Genomic DNA, 17267 nt, shown 5'->3' with positions numbered 1-17267 from the left:
GAAGAGAAAGAAATGAATACCAGTATAATTCAGATAAATAAGAACGAAATTATTAACTGCCAAGTAGAATCTACCTTGTCTTTTAGGCCATTAATTGCCTATTTAAAAGGAAGATTAATTACTGAACAAACCTTGAAAGCAGAATTTTATCGTTTTTTATTAGAAAAAATCGAGCGTGAAGATACCTTAAGAAGTGATATTGAAGTTGAAGGCCTGGCAAAATATAAAGATACCCTAGAACTTATTTTTACCATTTTAACCCCTTTAATGGCAAATGAGAAAGATCTTTTTTGGGCACTGAGTACACCAGTTCCTGATAAAATTTTCTTTAGTACGGATGCATTCTTTGACATTCTTTCTCTACATACTGAACAAAAACGACTAAATAAGGGCGTTAACGAAGAATCGAAAGAAAAACAACAGCTACAATTTATTTATAGAATGATTTTAAATCGATTCTATAACTATACCACCATACTTAAAGACGAAATTCTATACGCTTATACCAATCCCGATACCCATTTAACGCAATATTATAACATTAATGCAGATACGCAATTTGTAGACATTCATTATGATGGGGAATTGCCCGAGCTAAATTTCGAGCTTATTGCTACACAAATGCAAGAAGGTACCGAAATTGAACTTTTGCAAGAACTTATTCCACTTAATAAATTCAAGTTTGACGGTTTTACGGTCATATCGTTAAGTGATGTTACGCTGCCACATGCCATCGAGGGAATTAGGAGTGCTCTGGTTAACCATACCTACGAAAATGAGGCCTACGAACATGTAATACAGGCATTGAAGACCTTAGCTGGAGATGGACATATTGAATTTGGTCTCCTACCATTTTTGATGGTAAACAATAAATTTGTTTTTGATAACGCCCAAAATTCTCAAAGTATCTTGCTTGATAGTGGCAAGAAATATGATCTCGAAGAGGAGACATTCTTTGCCCTCGTAGAGGAATATAAAAACAATCCACGCCCGGTACTTTTCAATAATTTAACCGACGAGAAAATTGAAAAATTTCCGTTTTTAGATGTGTTGCGAAAAAATGGTGTCCTTTCTTATTCATTTTTGCCAATTTATTATAATAATATGTTGGCAGGGATTATGGAAATCTATTCGAAACAGGATCTGGAAGTTGATGAAAAGGTTTTGTCAAGGTTACATTCGGCCTTGCCACTGTTGGGCCAGTTATTGCAATATAGAATAGAGGAATTTAATTTTAAAATGGATGAAGTTTTAAAAGATAAGTTTACAGCCTTGCAACCCTCGGTACAGTGGAAATTTAATCAGGTTGTTTGGGAATACATTAAAAAAGGCAAAGGCAAAAGGAAGAACCAAGAGATCGAAACGGTTACTTTTAAAGGGTTATATCCACTATTTGGTGCGATAGACATCCGAAATTCTACCACAGAGCGTAATTATGCACTTAATGAAGATTTAAAAATTCAACTTGCGAGATTAAGCGAGGCTTTGATCGAACTTAAGAAAATTATACCCTTGGATCTAATCGATAAAATCTTATTTAATTGTAAGGATTGGATTAAAAAAGTTGATGGTCTGATCAATTCTAGTGAAGAAGCTCTATTGAATGAATTTTTAGAAACAGAGGTTTATCCGATGTTAAAGCATATTGAAAAAGGCCATCCAGAATCAAAATCGATTATAGCTGAATATTTTGGTCACATAAGTATCGAGAATGGGAGTGCTTTCGAAAATAGACGTACGCTAGAAACTTCGATGCAGTTTATAAACACAGCCGTTAGCGAATACTTAGAGGATGCCCAGCAAACGCTCCAAGCCTCTTATCCATGTTATTTTGCGAAATTTAGAACTGATGGAGTGGAGTACGATATATACATCGGTCAGGATATTGCCCCAGATATTCCGTTTGATCTCCTTTATCTAAAAAATATCCGCCTTTGGCAACTTACCGCAATGGTTGAAGTAGCGCGATTAACCAATAGTTTGGTAAGTCAGATGCCACGAGCTTTATTAACCACGCAAATGATCTTTATTCATTCTAATGCGATTGATATCAGTTTTAGAAATGATGAAAGAAGATTTGATGTAGAAGGGGCGTACAATATTAGGTATGAAGTGGTAAAGAAACGAATTGATAAAGTTCATGTTAAAGGAACCGAAGAGCGTTTAACCCAACCTGGGAAAATTGCATTGGTATATTTTAATGCCTATGAAGCTTCAGAATATTTAGAATACATTAAATATTTACAAGAACAAGGATTTTTGCAAGACGACTTGGAGATGCTCGAACTAGAAGAGTTGCAAGGCGTAAGCGGATTAAAAGCATTGAGAATAGGAGTGAACTATCTTTCTTGTGATTTTTTTGATGAGCAATGGATGAAGCTTAAAAAAACAATCAAGCAGAACCCATTTAAGAAAGCTGCGCAAGAGAACTAGGCGATAAGCGCTGAGCGAAGGTGTGAGGTTAACTCAAGTTTTTTTGCATTTTTGGCGCTTCGCGGATGTTTTCACAGATGCATGAAGATTTCAGCGATTATCTCCATTACGATGATTAGTTTAAGCTTCGACAAGCACAGATAGAAATACTAGGAGGATTAAATAGTTTGTTAGCCTAGTAAATGTTTAATTTTCGTACTTAACTTTTCAGCTTTACATTCATGGGTAATAGCACTTCAAAGCTTGTTCCTTTACCGGGGATGGAATTAATGTGAAGGGAGCCTTTTAGTAAATCAACCAAGTTTTTTACCATTGCTAGGCCAAATCCGTATCCTTTTTCGCCCGTGGTGCCTTTTGAGGTATTAGCTGTTCCCATTAAGATGTTTGCTATCGCTTCTTCATCCATTCCAACACCCGTATCGCGCACATTCATTTTTAAAAAACGGGAATTTTCCTCCCCAATCAAATCAAGATTTACGGTTACACGACCCTCATCTTCAGTAAATTTAATTGCATTTGATATAAGATTTCCCGCAATCTGTAAAAGCTTGTCTTTTGAGATAGTTAGCTTGCCGTTGGCTGGATTTAGATTAATGGTAAGTTCTATTTGTTTGTTAACTGCCTGAGGTTCGTACAGCTTCTCTAATCTATCCTTAAAAATAATAAGGTTAAACTCTTCCTGTTTAAACTGATTGGGCCCATCTTTCGAATTCAAAATTTCATCGGCCAAATCAATTACCGATTGACTACTTTTATGGATTAGATCTACCATTTCTAAAATTTCATCCATAGTATTGGCATTGCCCTGTTCTTTTATGATCGATGAGAGGCCTATTATTCCAGAAAGGGGGCCTCTAATGTCGTGCGCAACTTTATGCTGATTTTCTTTAACGGCACTAAGTTCGTTTTTAAGATCTTGAAGTAATTTTATCGTATTTAATCTAACTATGATTTCGTTAGCGATGAGCTTTAAAAGCTCGATTTTTTCGGGATTTAATTTTTTCCTTTCTGAATCCATCACACACAGCGCGCCTAAATTATACCCTTGATTTGTTTTTAATGGGATACCGAAATAATAGCGCAGATTGAGTGGATTTTTAACGAAATCTTTATTCAAAAAACGCTCGTCTTTCGAGAGATCAGGCACTTCAAAATGGTCGTCTTCTAAGATCGTATACTGACAAACCGTATCTTCACGAGGTGTTTGATCCACCTCTAAACCATAGTTTGATATGGTCCACTGCGTATAGGAATCGATCAGATTTATAAGTGATATATCTGTACCAGCAATTTTAGCTGCTAAATAAATGAGATCTTTAAAGTTATTTTCGAGGTTGGAGTAGTCAATGTCAAATGACGAAAGATTCATTAATCTTTCCATCTCATTGGCTGGGATAGGAGGAGTAAACTGCACGTTATAAAAAAAGTTTTGAGCAAAGGTTAGTTTATGTGAACATACGAAGTTAGGAATAAAAAAGTTTGCCCGAAAAGATTGACTAAATAATTAATTATACAGAAAAGCGAATATCGCGAGTGTTAGTGTAAATATTCCGAATCCCAGAGTTAAGTAAAAAGTACGTCGGTCATCTTTTTTTAACATCAAATAAACCGAATGCACATCTATAGCTTCAACGGATTCTGTATTGGATATATACATTTGTTTTGCCTTCTCATATTCTTTCTGCTCGTATAACCCATAAAAAGCATACTTAAAAGTTTTAAAATCTAAACCTAAAAGTTGATTGTGGTTCCACTCAAGATTACAGTTTAAACATTTTGCCAGCACATCCTTTCTGTCTTTATAACCTCCATAAATTAAGCCCAATCCACCGAACAACCAAAGGCCGATTGTTGCTTTCTGATTATCGAATCCTCTCTGCGTCGCTTCTGTGTTTTCAGAACCACAATTCGGGCATCTTAATTTATCTGCTGACATTTTAAAATAGATTTAGCATCTTAAAGATAACAAATAGTTCATGAATTGACTAGAAACGAGCTATTTAAACAATCAAGACCAAACAACCTTTCCATCTTCGATAGTTTCTATCTATATTTGCAACCTTGCTTTCGTAGTTCAATGGATAGAATGTCAGATTCCGGTTCTGATGATGGGGGTTCGAATCCCTTCGAGAGCACAATTATTAAGTCTGCATCGTTATTCTATTAACGCAAAGATTGCAAAGTAGACGCGGAGAACGCAAAAACAGGTGGAATTGCTGAGGGCTCAAATGGTCTTCGACAGGCTCAGACTGACAACTTGGGGACTCAACTTAGGTGTCTAAGGTGGTGAAAATTAACCGCAAAGGTCGCGAAGGCGCCAAGCCTTAATTCCTTAAATGGTTAACTGCCTTAGCTGTTCTTAGATGTCTGAGATGGTGAAAAAAATTAACGCAAAGATCGCAAAGTATTGCGCAGAGAACGCAAAGTTTTATTATGGTTAATATAATAGATGGTTCTAGGTGTTACTTAGGTTTCTAAGGCGTCTAAGGTGGTGAAAGGGCTCAAATGGTCTTCGACAGGCTCAGACTGACAACTTGGGGACTCAACTTAGGTGTCTAAGGCATCTAAGGTGGTGAAAATTAACCGCAAAGGTCGCGAAGGCGCCAAGCCTTAATTCCTTAAATGGTTGATATTCTTAGCTGTTCTAAGATGTCTAAGATGGTGAAAAAATTGCGCAGAGTAATCGGAATCATGCAATGACAGTTTTGAATTGTGGAGGGCTCAAATGGTCTTCGACAGGCTCAGACTGACAACTTGGGGATCAAACTTAGGCGTCTAAGGTGGTGAAAATTAACCGCAAAGGTTGCGAAGGCGCCAAGCCTTAATTCCTTAAATGGTTAACTGCCTTAGCTGTTCTTAGATGTCTGAGATGGTGAAAAAAATTAACGCAAAGATCGCAAAGTATTGCGCAGAGAACGCAAAGTCTTATTATGGTTAATATAATAGATGGTTCTAGGTGTTACTTAGGTTTCTAAGGCGTCTAAGGTGGTGAAAGGGCTCAAATGGTCTTCGACAGGCTCAGACTGACAACTTGGGGACTCAACTTAGGTGTCTAAGGCATCTAAGGTGGTGAAAAAATAACCGCAAAGGACGCAAAGCCTTAACTTCTTAATGGTTAATATTCTTAGCTGTTCTAAGATGTCTAAGATGGTGAAAAAATGGCGCAGAGTAATCGGAATCATGCAATGACAGTTTTGAATTGTCGAGGGCTCAAATGGTCTTCGACAGGCTCAGACTGACAACTTGGGGACTCAACTTAGGTGTCTAAGGATCTAAGGTGGTGAAAAAATAACCGCAAAGGACGCAAAGCCTTAACTTCCTTAATGGTTAATATTCTTAGCTGTTCTAAGATGTCTAAGATGGTGAAAAAATGGCGCAGAGTAATCGGAATCATGCAATGACAGTTTTGAATTGTCGAGGGCTCAAATGGTCTTCGACAGGCTCAGACTGACAACTTGGGGACTCAACTTAGGTGTCTAAGGCGTCTAAGGTGGTGAAAAAATAACCGCAAAGGTCGGAAAGGTTGCAAATCCTTAACTTCCTTAATGGTTAATAAGATTAGATGTCTAACCTGCCTGCCGGCAGGCAGGGATGGTGAAAAAATAACCGCCATGCCTCTTTATCAAACTAGCTTTAAATCTAGCTGTTCTAAGGCGCCTTAGGTGGTGAATTGTATATTACACATTAAATCTAAAATGCATGATATCCCCATCTTCAACAATATAAGTTTTACCTTCTACGCCCAGTTTTCCAGCTTCTTTACATGCTGCTTCAGACCCTAAGGTTACAAAGTCATTGTATTTGATTACTTCGGCTCTAATAAAACCTTTTTCGAAATCAGTATGGATTACACCGGCAGCCTGAGGTGCGCTAAAACCTTTGGTTATTGTCCATGCTCTAACTTCTTGTACGCCAGCCGTAAAATAGGTGTACAAATCTAATAAGCGATAAGCTGCCCTAATTAATTTATTTACTCCAGATTCCGTTAATCCTAGATCGGCTAAAAATTCTTGGCGTTCTTCATAGTTGTCTAATTCTGCGATTTCGGACTCTATTTTAGCAGAAATTACAAGTACTTCTGCTTTTTCATCAGCTACGCTCGCTTTTACCAGATCAACATAGGTATTACCAGTAATTACAGAGGCCTCATCAACATTACAAACATACATTACGGGTTTTTGGGTAAGTAGGCCTAATTCTTCGATAAAATCAAAGTCGTCTTTTTCTAGAGGAGCGGTGCGGGCAGACTTACCGGCTTCAAGATGAGGTTTAACTACGTTTAAAATATCAAACGTCCTTTTGGCTTCTTTATCAGTTTTAGCCATTTTCTCTACCTTCTGGATGCGCTTGCTCACCGTATCCAAATCTTTCAACTGCAATTCCGTATCAATAATTTCTTTATCTCGGATTGGATCTACTGAGCCATCAACGTGGATAACATTTCCGTCATCAAAACAGCGCAATACATGGATAATAGCGCTTGTTGCCCTTATGTTTCCTAAAAATTGATTGCCCAGTCCCTCGCCCTTTGAGGCACCTTTAACCAAACCTGCAATATCTACAATCTCGATTGTATTGGGTTGTACTTTATTAGGCTTAACTAGTTCTGCCAGTTTCGTTAAGCGATCATCAGGTACCGTGATTACCCCAATATTAGGCTCTATAGTACAAAAAGGGAAATTTGCAGCCTGCGCTTTTGCGTTTGATAAACAGTTAAATAAGGTTGATTTACCCACATTTGGTAAGCCAACTATACCACATTGTAATGCCATGGTTGTAGTTTTATGTGTATTTTGAATTCTTTATCTGCGTAGAGCAAAGAGCGTCGTGCCCCCCAATCTTCCAACTCCAAGCTGCAAGCTCATTTTAAGGTCGCAAAGATATTAATTTTTATGCCCCTTTCTTTAAGAATTTGCGAAATGTGCAATATAATGGTATGTTTATAGCTGTTTTAATACTTAATTGGCAAATGGAAGAAGAAATTGGAGAAATACAGGAACACCCCGTTTTAGTAGTAACGGAAGAAATGCGGAGTTATATGTATGACATGGCAAAATGGGCTGGCTTTTTAGCAGTAGTAGGTTTTGTTTTTTCGGGAATTGCGATCATAGGCGCATTTACCATCGGGCCCGCAATAGAGAAAGACCCCAATACGGCAAGGGCTTTTGGAGATTTAGGTGCATTAAGTAGTATCGTGATCACCGTTGTTTACCTTGTTTATGCCTTCATTTTATTCTATCCCAGCTTATTAATGTTTAAATATTCCAGCAAGGCTAAATACGGCATTCTGTATGGCGAGCAATCTAGTTTGGATGAGGCATTTGCCAAGTTGAAATCTCTGTTTAAATTTTGGGGAATTATAACCATTGTTTTCCTTGGGTTGTTTATTGTAACGCTTATTTCAATGGTAATGGGTAGAATAGCAACCTAACTGGTGAAAAAATAACCGCAAAGATCGCGAAGGACGCCAAGTCAGGCAAGGTTATAGTTAGTCCTTAATGTGTCACCGAAGGGGTCAAAAGTCTTCGACTACTCTCAGACTGACAATTAGAGAAGAGCGCTTAGGTGTCTTAGGTGGTGAAAAATTAACCGCAGAGGTCGCGAAGAACGCAAAGTACGGAGAGAACGCAAAGCCTTATATGGTTCAAAATATTCTTAGGTGTCTAAGGTGCCTAAGGTGGTGAAAATTAACGCAAAGTAACCCCTATAAAAAAAGCCTCTTGATTCGAAAATCGAGAGGCTTTTTTAATATCCAGGGATTTACTTAAAAAGTAAAATCGTCGTTTCCAGTTTTTGGAGTGTGGTTATATTCTGCATTTTCAGAATATTCGTAGCGTTTTTCTACTACATCCTGATGAGATTTGATATACTCAACCGTTTCTGTTAAGCCCTCTGTAAATTTTTCAAAGTCTTCTTTATATAAGAAAATCTTATGTTTTACAAATACACCATCCTCTAATCTTTTCTTGCTTTCTGTTAGGGTTAGGTAATAATCGCCTGAACGCGTAGCTTTTACATCAAAAAAATAAGTACGCTTTCCTGCTCTTACTTTCTTAGAAAAAACCTCTTCTCTCTCTTTGTTGTCAAAATCTCCCATTGTCGTGTATTGTATTAGTTTAAGGTTGGGGTAAATATAAAGCAATAATTATTAAACTTCAAAATAGAAAGTTCGCTAATTTGTTTAAAATTGCAAATATTCAAGATTAGTCCCGTTAATCTAACTCTTAACTGATACCTGCCAACCGCTAACTGCTAATTTTCAACTGTTTCCTCTTCCAACAACTGATTAGTATAGAGCTCTGCATACACCCTGTTATTTGCCAATAACTGCTGATGGGTGCCTTGTTCAATTATTCTACCTTCATCCAAAACAATAATTTTATCAGCGTTTTTTATGGTCGAAATCCTGTGGGCAATTATAATGCTGGTTTTTCCCTTCATTATTTTACCAAGGTTTTGTAGGATTTCTTCTTCAGTCTTGGTGTCTACCGCCGAAAGGCAATCGTCGAATATCAATAGTTTTGGTTCTTTAATTAACGCTCTTGCAATAGATACGCGTTGTTTTTGGCCTCCAGAAAGTGTAATTCCACGCTCTCCGAGCATGGTTTCAAATTTTAGATCAAAATCTACAATATTCTCATAAACTGCGGCATTTTTCGCGGCATCTTCCACCTGACCAGGTTTTATCTCACTTAATCCAAAGGCGATGTTGTTTTTTATGGTATCCGAAAAGAGAAATACTTCTTGGGGCACAAATCCGATCTGATTTCGATAATTGTTTAGATTGAGGTTCCTCAATTCGATCCCGTCTATCACAATTTTCCCAGAATCCGTATCATACATTCTCATCAAAAGATTCGCTAAAGTTGATTTGCCTGATCCCGTTCTTCCGATTATTGCTAAAAATTCTCCTTTTTCTATTTCAAAACTTAATTCTTTTAACGCTTCAATTCCTGTATCAGGATAGGTGAAGCTTACATTTTTGAAACTTATTTTTCCTTCAAATACCCCATCATCGGCCTTGCCCGAAACAATATCTGGCTGCAACTGTAAAAATTCATTAATTCTTTTTTGTGAAGCTGCGGCCCGTTGAATTAAGGTGGTTACCCAGCCTAACATCGTTACCGGAAAAGTTAATAAATTGATATAGATGATAAACTCTGCGATATTACCAGGGGTGATGGTACCTTCAATTACCTGTTTTCCGCCAATATAAACCGTTAAAATTGTACTTAATCCAACCAGAAGCAACATCGTAGGGAAAAATAACGCTTGCACCCTTACCAAATTCATGGATTTATTTTTATAGGCGATGCTTTCTGTCGCAAAAACCGCCTGGGCCTGTTCTTCACGTACATACGATTTAATTACGCGAATACCCGAAAATCTTTCCTGTACAAAGCTCGATAACCTCGAAAGCTGATCTTGGATCCGTTCGCTTTTATGATTGATAATGGTATTTACGTAATATACAATAACTACTAAAAAGGGGAGCGGAAGTAATGCGAAAAATGCTAAGGTGCTATTTACAGAGAACATAAAAAAGATAGCTGTAAAAAAGAGTACAAAAGTATTTGTGGTATACATTATAGCAGGCCCAACATACATTCTAACCCTATTTACATCTTCTGTAGCACGATTCATGAGATCTCCTGTATTATTACGTCGATAAAAACCAAGACTTAGTTTCTGATAATGTGCATAAATCTCATTCTTCATATCAAATTCGATGTGCCTAGACATGAGGATAATGGTTTGACGCATAAAGAACAAGAATATCCCCCTCAACATATAAACAATTAGGATTACAGCGGCAAAAAAGAGCAGATTATAACTAAAAATAGAATAGATGATGTCTTGCCGATCGAAACCATCAAATAATTGATAGATAGTAATATTTTCAGTTATCAAGTTAAAGGCATGACCAACCACTTGAGCAGGAATAACTTGGAATACATTGGAAATAATTACAAAAATTATCCCTGGAATAATTCGCCACTTATATTTATAGAAGTATTTATTTAAAAACTGAAGGTCTTTCATGAATGGTAAAGTTAGCCAAAAGAGTCCATAGTCCATAGTCGATAGTCCATGGTCGATAGTCCATGGTCGATAGTCGATAGTCTCGGGTCGATAGTCCATAGTCCATGGATTGGATGGTTAGCCATCACTTCCATTGTCTATCGTCTATCGTCTATGGTCTATCGTGCAGAAAGTTTATTTTAAAGTAAAAAAATGGTTTTTTTATCTTAATTTTGTGGCATCAATTCAACGCATTCGTATGTCTGGTAATAGTTCTATCATCACTTCAGTTCTTGATCAATTAAGTTCAACAGGCCATAAAAAGGTGGTTTTTTGTAATGACCCTGATACCGGATTGAAAGCTATTATTGCCATTCACGATACTACATTAGGGCCAGCATTGGGTGGAACACGAATGTGGAACTACAATTCTGAGGCCGAAGCACTAGAAGATGTTCTGCGTTTATCAAGAGGGATGACCTACAAGGCCGCAATTACCGGCTTAAATTTAGGTGGCGGAAGTGCCGTGATCATTGGGGACTCTAGAAAAATTAAAACAGAAGCCCTAATGCGAAGTTATGGTCGTTTTATCAAAAACCTAAATGGCGAATTTATTACTGCCGAAGATATGGGCACCTCTACCAGGGACATGGAGTTTATCCGCATGGAAACGGCTCATGTAACTGGCGTACCTGAGTCAATAGGAGGGGCGGGTAATCCAGCTCCAATTACAGCAAAGGGCGTATTTTTAGGCATTAAAGCTTGTGTTAAAGAAGTTTTTGGCACCGATATGCTAGCGGGTAAATCTGTGGTTGTGCAAGGGATTGGCAATGTAGGCGAGCATTTAGTAGAATTGTTACGACAAGAAAATGTGGAGGTGTATATCAGCGATATCAATCAGGATCGTTTACAGGAAATTGCCCGTAAGTACAAAGCAAAGCCGATTGATGCAGATAAAATATTTACTATAGATGCCGATATCTATGCGCCGTGTGCATTAGGAGCAACAGTAAATGATAAAACGATTAAAAATATGAAATTCGCGATTATCGCAGGTTCTGCAAATAATCAACTGGCGGATGAGCAAGTACACGGACAGTTATTGTTGGATAAAGGAATTTTATATGCTCCAGATTATCTGATCAATGCCGGGGGGTTAATTAACTGCTATTCTGAATTAACCGGTTTTGGTAAAAAAAGGACCATGCAATTAACTGAGCATATTTATGAAGCTACACGGAAAGTAATCAAATTATCAAAAACAGAAAAAATACCAACAAATTTAGCCGCGGCACGCATAGCGGAAAAAAGAATTAGCGACATAAAAAAAATCAAATCATCCTATTAATTATAACCGGTAAACTTACCACTCGTTCTTACATTCATGTTAAATAGAAGGCACCTCAGAATTAAAGCTTTGCAAAATATTTTTGCTTGGCACATGACAGATAAAAAAGATACGCTAAGCAGTCAGAAAACTTTAATGCAAAGTATAGACAGTGTTTACGAAATGTATATTCGTATGCTAGCGCTGTTGGTTGATGTTACCGAGTACACTGCAAATGACGCAATCGAAAGAGCAAATAAACACTTGCCTACTGCCGAAGATTTAAGTCCGAACCAAAAATTATTGCACAATAAATTTGCTGTTGTACTGAAACAAAATCCCGCATATGTGGCTGCAGTTAATAAATACCAGGTTAATTGGCATGCCGATCCAGAACTTGTAAAAACCATCTTCAATAAGCTGAAAGATTCGAAAGAATATGCTGCTTATTTGGAAGAAAAGGATGAAACTCTTGAAAGTTCAAAAGAGATCATCAAATTTATCTTCCGCAAAATCCTGCTTAAAAACCTAAATATCGTTCAAGCATTTGAAGATAGATTTATCAATTGGTCGGTTGATCGTGAAGTGATGCAGGGCATGATTGCCAAAACATTAAAAAACTTTACCTCAGAAGATCCTTTCAAAAATAGCTTAACACCCATCAGTGCAGATTGGGACGAGGATAGCAAATTTGTGAAGGATCTGTTTGTTCATACCTTAAAAAATGACAATGCCTATCAAGAGTTGATCGCCGAACGCACAAAAAACTGGGAATCGGAGAGAATTGCCTTAATGGATACAATTTTAATGAAAATGGCCATTTGCGAGTTGATGAATTTTCCCTCTATCCCTGTTAAGGTAACCATCAACGAATATCTGGAACTTTCTAAAGATTACAGTACCCCGAAAAGTAATTCGTTTATAAACGGTATCTTAGATAAAATTTTAAGCGACCTTAAAAGAACAAATAGTATTAAGAAAATAGGCAGAGGCCTTATTGAAGAATAAATAAAACTGTTAGGCGTTAAGCGTATGGCGTTTTGAACGCATAACGACTACGCTTTACGCAAGAACATAGAAAATGAAAAAGATATTAATTATAACATTGGCTGTACTCACATTTGCAGCATGCACACAAAATCAATCTAAAACCGATGAAAAGGTAGCCGCAGTAACCGGCGGAGTGTTAGCCGAAGATGCACCGAAAGTTAAATTCGAAAAGACAATCTATGACTTTGGTGTAATTACACAGGGTGAAAAAGTTCATTTTGATTTCAAATTTAAAAATACAGGTAAAACACCTTTGATCATCACCAATGCAACTGCAACATGTGGATGTACTGTTCCCGAATTTCCCGTTGCTCCAGTTAAACCTGGGGAAGAAGGAATTATTAAAGTAATATTTAATAGCGAAGGTAAATCAGGAATGCAAGATAAAATAGTAACGATTACTTCCAATGCTAATCCTGAAGCAGAAAAACTGCATCTTGTGGGCGAGGTGAAGGAGAAGCAGTAGAGAGAGTCGATAGTCCATAGTCGATAGTCTATAGTCTGGGCGCTTATGCATCACGGCCATCGACCATGGTCCATCAGCTATCGACCATATAAAAGTTCACATTAACAATAAACATAAAATGACATCAACAGTATTATTACAGGGATTGAGCGGCAACACAATGAACATTGGGTTCCTAGTGGCAATTATGGTCGTGTTCTATTTTTTCATGATCAGACCTCAGGTAAAAAAAGCCAAAGACCACAAAAAATTAGTAGAAGCACTTAAAATAGGGGATAAAATCGTAACCACGGCAGGGATCCATGGTAAAATCATTGGATCAAACGACACTACTTTTTTAATTGAAGTAGAGGGTGGATCAAAAATCCGTTTCGATAAATCTGCTGTTTCTTTAGAAGCTACAAAAGCTGCTACTAATCCAGCAAAAGCATAACTAAAGGTTTATAGGAAAGCCGTTCTTCCGTTATTGCGGGAGCACGGCTTTTTTTTGTAATTTTACATCATGCCAATTATCAAATTAAGCAAGGTAGAACGTAAGAGATTTGTAGTGCTCACCATTTGTTTATTGGGTGCCATCGCTACTTGGCTATTTATCGCATTGGATAATAAATATCCCTATACGGTTAAAACACAACTAATTTATAAAGACGAACCCCAAAGAAAGGCATTTAAAGCCTTGCAACCTGATATCGTTGATCTTAAAATAGAGGGAACGGGATGGCAGCTTTTATTTTCGAGGCTCCACATCAACCCCCAAACCATAATGGTTAGCTTGGCAAAGCTGAATACCCATAATTACATCGTTTTTTCCGAACAATTATCAGAAGTTAACAGGCAATTAGAATCGTCGCAAAAGGTTATCTCCATTAACCCCGATACCCTTTATTTCGATTTTTCCAAAAGATCTACCAAGCGTGTTCCATTGAAATTGATATCAAAACTTAGTTTTCGAAAGCAACATGAAGTTTCGAGCAGAATTCAATTAACCCCTGCATACGTAAATATCTCCGGACCACAAGAGGAGCTCTCTAAAATTACGTTTTGGGAAACAGATACGTTAAAACTGGCTGATCTGCAACAACCTACTTCTACCAGGATTTCAATTAAGCAAAATCTTTCTAATAATGTAAGTATTTATCCTACTAGTGTAGGGGTAAAGATCCCTGTAGACGAGTTTACAGAAAAAACAATTGAAGTTCCGTTAAAGATTATTAATAATTCTGATTTTTACGACCTTAAACTTTATCCTAAAAAGGTAGCTGTAACTTTTTTGGTTGCCCTATCTAGCTATCAGGAGCTTGACGAGGACTTTATTGAAGCCGTTGTTGATGTAAACGAATGGAAACAATTGGGCCATCATAAGTTTACCGTGAAGATTAGCCGTTTTCCTCCCTACTGCAAATTAATAAGTGTGATACCGAACAAAATTAACTTTATCATCGAAAAATAAAATGTTAAAAGTAGGAATAACGGGTGGGATTGGGAGTGGAAAAACCACGGTATGCAGGGTATTTGAAACCCTTGGCATTCCCGTTTTTTATGCGGATACCGCTGCTAAACAACTAATGATCACTGATCCTATCTTAATAGACGGAGTTAAAACCACATTCGGTACGGCAAGTTATAGTCCTGAAGGGATGTTGAACAATAAGCATATCGCAACTATTGTTTTCGAGAATAAAACCGAACTCGAAAAATTAAATGCCCTGGTTCATCCGGCCGTTTTTAGGGCATTTGATGTTTGGGTACAATCCGTTGCCCCAACCGTGCCCTACATCCTTAAAGAAGCGGCTTTATTATTTGAAAGTGGTTCCTACCAGATGTGCGATAAAAATATTTTGGTAAGGTCTTCTCAAACCCTAAAATTACACAGAGTGATGCAGCGGGATGACGTAACTGAAGCGCAGGTGTTGGCCAGAATGGATAAACAGTTTACAGACGAACAAAAGGCAAAAATGGCTGATTATTTTATCGAGAATACAGAAAATGAGTCGGTGATTGCACAAGTGTTAGCCTTACACCATCAGTTTTTACGCCTTTAATTGCGCCAGATATACATGTCAGATTTAAAAGAAATTAGTGCAGATTTTATTGTTCAAACTAAAATCGGATTGTTTTGTAGGTATGGGGATTTCTATTTAGATCCGAAAGAGCCGATGGTTAACGCGGTAATTTCTCATGCGCATGGCGACCACGCAGTTGGGGGCAATCAGCATGTTTACTGTACCGAGGCTACCGCCACTTTCATGAGGCACAGGTATAAAAAATTTGCTGCTGCTGAATTTCAAATCAAGCCTTATCACCAACCATTTAGTCTAAACGGAGTCGAAATAACGTTTTATCCTGCGGGGCATATTTTAGGTTCGGCGCTGGTACTGATGAAATATAATGGGGTAAGTTATCTTTATACGGGCGATTATAAGTTGGAAGAAGACTCTACTTGTGAGCCTATCGAATTGGTAAAGGCCGATGTACTTATTACTGAAACTACCTTTGCAAATCCTGCAACCGAACATCCTATAGCAGTTGAGGAGATCAAAAAATTAAACGAGGTAACATCAAATATAATGCTAGGCGCTTATGCTTTAGGGAAAAGTCAAAGGCTAATTGCCATGATCAATCAGCATTGCCCACAAAAGAGGATTTTGGTACACCATAGCATTATGCCCTTTGTTAAAATTTACGAACAGTATGGTGTTGAATTGGGTAAATATGAGGTCTATGATAGGAAGGTGATGAAAAATAATCAATTAGACCTGATTTATATTGTACCCCCTATGGTTTTTAATAGTTATATCAAAGCTATCAATGTGGTTAGAATATTTGTCACAGGGTGGAAGCATTTACAGCATAACAATGCGGTTCAAGTGTATATTTCTGATCATGTGGATTGGAAAGCAATCCTAAAAACAATTGAGAACGTATCGCCCAAAGAAGTGTGGACAACCCATGGGAGTGGAACGCAATTGCAAAATTACTTTGGGTCTAATTTGGTCGTTAAATTGCTTAATTAATGGTAGAAGGGATTGATTATTATTTCAATAAACAGGGTCTAATGGTATTTACGGCGGCCTATCATCTAAAAAGAGGATACTGCTGTAAAAACAAGTGCAAACATTGTCCGTGGAATTATGGGAAAGAAAATGGTCAAGATGCCCCGAATCTAACCATTAAACCTCTCAACGAGAATGACGCAAATAAAGAAGGAACTTAAAGTTTCAAAATTTGATAATATATTTCAACAAGCATTAATCAATGTAATATTTACCTGCCATTGGAGCAGCCAACGAGTTAAAGACATTTTGTTGCCTTATGATATTACGCAACAACAATACAATGTGCTCAGTATTTTAAGAAGGCAATATCCCAGTCCATCTACAATTAATCATATCAAGGCTCGCATCTTAGATAAAAGTAGTGACACTTCAAGAATTGTAGATCGCTTGATATCTAAGTCGTATGCCGAAAAAACGCCTAATTCATACGATAAACGAGCTGTAGACATCATTATTGCAGAAAGAGGACTAGCCTTACTTAGAAAATTGGATAAAGAGGTTGATTTTTCGGCACTAGTGGCACCAAACCTTAATGAAGAAGAGGCAGAACAATTGAATGTCTTGTTGGATAAGATGAGGGGATAGGGGTGGGAGTCCGGGAGTCCGGGAGTCCGGGAGTCCGGGAGTCCGGGAGTCCGAAATAATTTAACCCATCAAGTTACTGAAAATCGGTGTAATCTTTTAATCTGTGTAATCATCCGCGAAGCGAAAAATCCGGGAGTCCGATAACTTAACCCATCAAGTTACTGAAAATCAGTGTAATCTTATAATCTGTGTAATCATCCGCGAAGCGAAATCGGTGTAATCAACCGCGAAGCGAAAAATCCGGGAGTCCGGGAGTCCGATAACTTAACCCATCAAGTTACTGAAAATCAGTGTAATCTTATAATCTGTGTAATCATCCGCGAAGCGA

General features: G+C 37.6%; 16 protein-coding genes and 1 tRNA gene. 12 read left to right on the top strand and 5 right to left on the bottom strand.

Annotation, left to right across the window (positions count from 1 at the left end; all coding sequences use genetic code 11):
* Positions 1-12 precede the first annotated feature (12 nt).
* Positions 13-2433, top strand: a complete 2421-nt coding sequence (locus tag AC6H0V_RS09030) for a GAF domain-containing protein (RefSeq protein WP_497559862.1) — start codon at positions 13-15, stop codon at positions 2431-2433.
* Positions 2434-2632: 199 nt separating this feature from the next.
* Here AC6H0V_RS09030 and AC6H0V_RS09025 read toward each other — a convergent pair whose 3' ends face one another.
* Together AC6H0V_RS09025 and AC6H0V_RS09020 are read right to left on the bottom strand one after the other, a co-directional pair.
* Positions 2633-3814 (bottom strand): GAF domain-containing sensor histidine kinase, encoded by a 1182-nt coding sequence (locus AC6H0V_RS09025; RefSeq protein ID WP_497559861.1) that lies wholly within the window; start codon positions 3812-3814, stop codon positions 2633-2635.
* Between the two features lie 123 nt (positions 3815-3937).
* Positions 3938-4369 carry a hypothetical protein gene (locus AC6H0V_RS09020; protein WP_497559860.1) on the bottom strand — a complete coding sequence of 144 codons (432 nt, stop codon included), beginning with the start codon at positions 4367-4369 and terminating at the stop codon, positions 3938-3940.
* Between the two features lie 127 nt (positions 4370-4496).
* Here AC6H0V_RS09020 and AC6H0V_RS09015 point away from each other — a divergent pair.
* Positions 4497-4568: transfer RNA gene (locus AC6H0V_RS09015), tRNA-Arg, on the top strand.
* 1542 nt (positions 4569-6110) lie between these two features.
* Here the strand turns inward: AC6H0V_RS09015 and ychF are convergent.
* Entirely contained in the window at positions 6111-7205 is a 1095-nt protein-coding gene (gene ychF, locus AC6H0V_RS09010; RefSeq protein ID WP_497559859.1) for a redox-regulated ATPase YchF, read from the bottom strand.
* A gap of 197 nt (positions 7206-7402) precedes the next feature.
* Here ychF and AC6H0V_RS09005 point away from each other — a divergent pair, with 197 nt between their 5' ends.
* Positions 7403-7864, top strand: coding sequence for a hypothetical protein (locus AC6H0V_RS09005; RefSeq protein WP_497559858.1), 462 nt, complete (start codon positions 7403-7405; stop codon positions 7862-7864).
* Positions 7865-8197: 333 nt separating this feature from the next.
* Here AC6H0V_RS09005 and AC6H0V_RS09000 read toward each other — a convergent pair whose 3' ends face one another.
* Complete coding sequence (locus AC6H0V_RS09000; RefSeq protein WP_497559857.1) at positions 8198-8530, bottom strand: DUF3276 family protein; 333 nt, start codon at positions 8528-8530, stop codon at positions 8198-8200.
* Positions 8531-8685: 155 nt separating this feature from the next.
* Positions 8686-10476, bottom strand: a complete 1791-nt coding sequence (locus AC6H0V_RS08995; protein ID WP_497563371.1) for an ABC transporter ATP-binding protein — start codon at positions 10474-10476, stop codon at positions 8686-8688.
* 238 nt (positions 10477-10714) lie between these two features.
* On the opposite strand from AC6H0V_RS08995, the gene AC6H0V_RS08990 reads away from it, so the two are divergent.
* The 9 genes from AC6H0V_RS08990 to AC6H0V_RS08950 all read left to right on the top strand — a co-directional run bounded on the left by AC6H0V_RS08990 (position 10715) and on the right by AC6H0V_RS08950 (position 16939).
* On the top strand, positions 10715-11803 hold the full coding sequence (locus tag AC6H0V_RS08990; RefSeq protein WP_497559856.1) for a Glu/Leu/Phe/Val family dehydrogenase: 1089 nt from the start codon (positions 10715-10717) through the stop codon (positions 11801-11803).
* Positions 11804-11896: 93 nt separating this feature from the next.
* Positions 11897-12790 carry a transcription antitermination factor NusB gene (gene nusB, locus AC6H0V_RS08985; protein ID WP_497559855.1) on the top strand — a complete coding sequence of 298 codons (894 nt, stop codon included), beginning with the start codon at positions 11897-11899 and terminating at the stop codon, positions 12788-12790.
* A 73-nt stretch (positions 12791-12863) separates the two neighbouring features.
* Positions 12864-13298, top strand: a complete 435-nt coding sequence (locus AC6H0V_RS08980) for a DUF1573 domain-containing protein (protein ID WP_497559854.1) — start codon at positions 12864-12866, stop codon at positions 13296-13298.
* Positions 13299-13416: 118 nt separating this feature from the next.
* Positions 13417-13731: a preprotein translocase subunit YajC gene (gene yajC / locus AC6H0V_RS08975; RefSeq protein ID WP_497559853.1), complete on the top strand. Its 315-nt coding sequence runs from the start codon at positions 13417-13419 to the stop codon at positions 13729-13731.
* Positions 13732-13800: 69 nt separating this feature from the next.
* The gene (locus AC6H0V_RS08970) at positions 13801-14748 is read left to right on the top strand and encodes a CdaR family protein (protein ID WP_497559852.1); all 948 of its coding nucleotides are present in this window, start codon (positions 13801-13803) and stop codon (positions 14746-14748) included.
* Between the two features lies 1 nt (position 14749).
* Positions 14750-15340 (top strand): dephospho-CoA kinase, encoded by a 591-nt coding sequence (gene coaE / locus AC6H0V_RS08965; RefSeq protein ID WP_497559851.1) that lies wholly within the window; start codon positions 14750-14752, stop codon positions 15338-15340.
* Between the two features lie 15 nt (positions 15341-15355).
* Entirely contained in the window at positions 15356-16312 is a 957-nt protein-coding gene (locus tag AC6H0V_RS08960; RefSeq protein ID WP_497559850.1) for an exonuclease, read from the top strand.
* Positions 16312-16512 (top strand): C1orf53 family protein, encoded by a 201-nt coding sequence (locus AC6H0V_RS08955; RefSeq protein ID WP_497559849.1) that lies wholly within the window; start codon positions 16312-16314, stop codon positions 16510-16512. The genes AC6H0V_RS08960 and AC6H0V_RS08955 overlap by 1 nt, the downstream gene beginning before the upstream one ends.
* Positions 16487-16939, top strand: coding sequence for a MarR family winged helix-turn-helix transcriptional regulator (locus tag AC6H0V_RS08950; protein WP_497559848.1), 453 nt, complete (start codon positions 16487-16489; stop codon positions 16937-16939). Before AC6H0V_RS08955 ends, AC6H0V_RS08950 begins: the two co-directional genes overlap by 26 nt.
* The last annotated feature ends 328 nt before the right edge of the window (positions 16940-17267 follow it).

Source organism: Pedobacter sp. NO84 (assembly GCF_059703915.1).
This window is presented reverse-complemented; position numbering and strand designations above follow the sequence as displayed.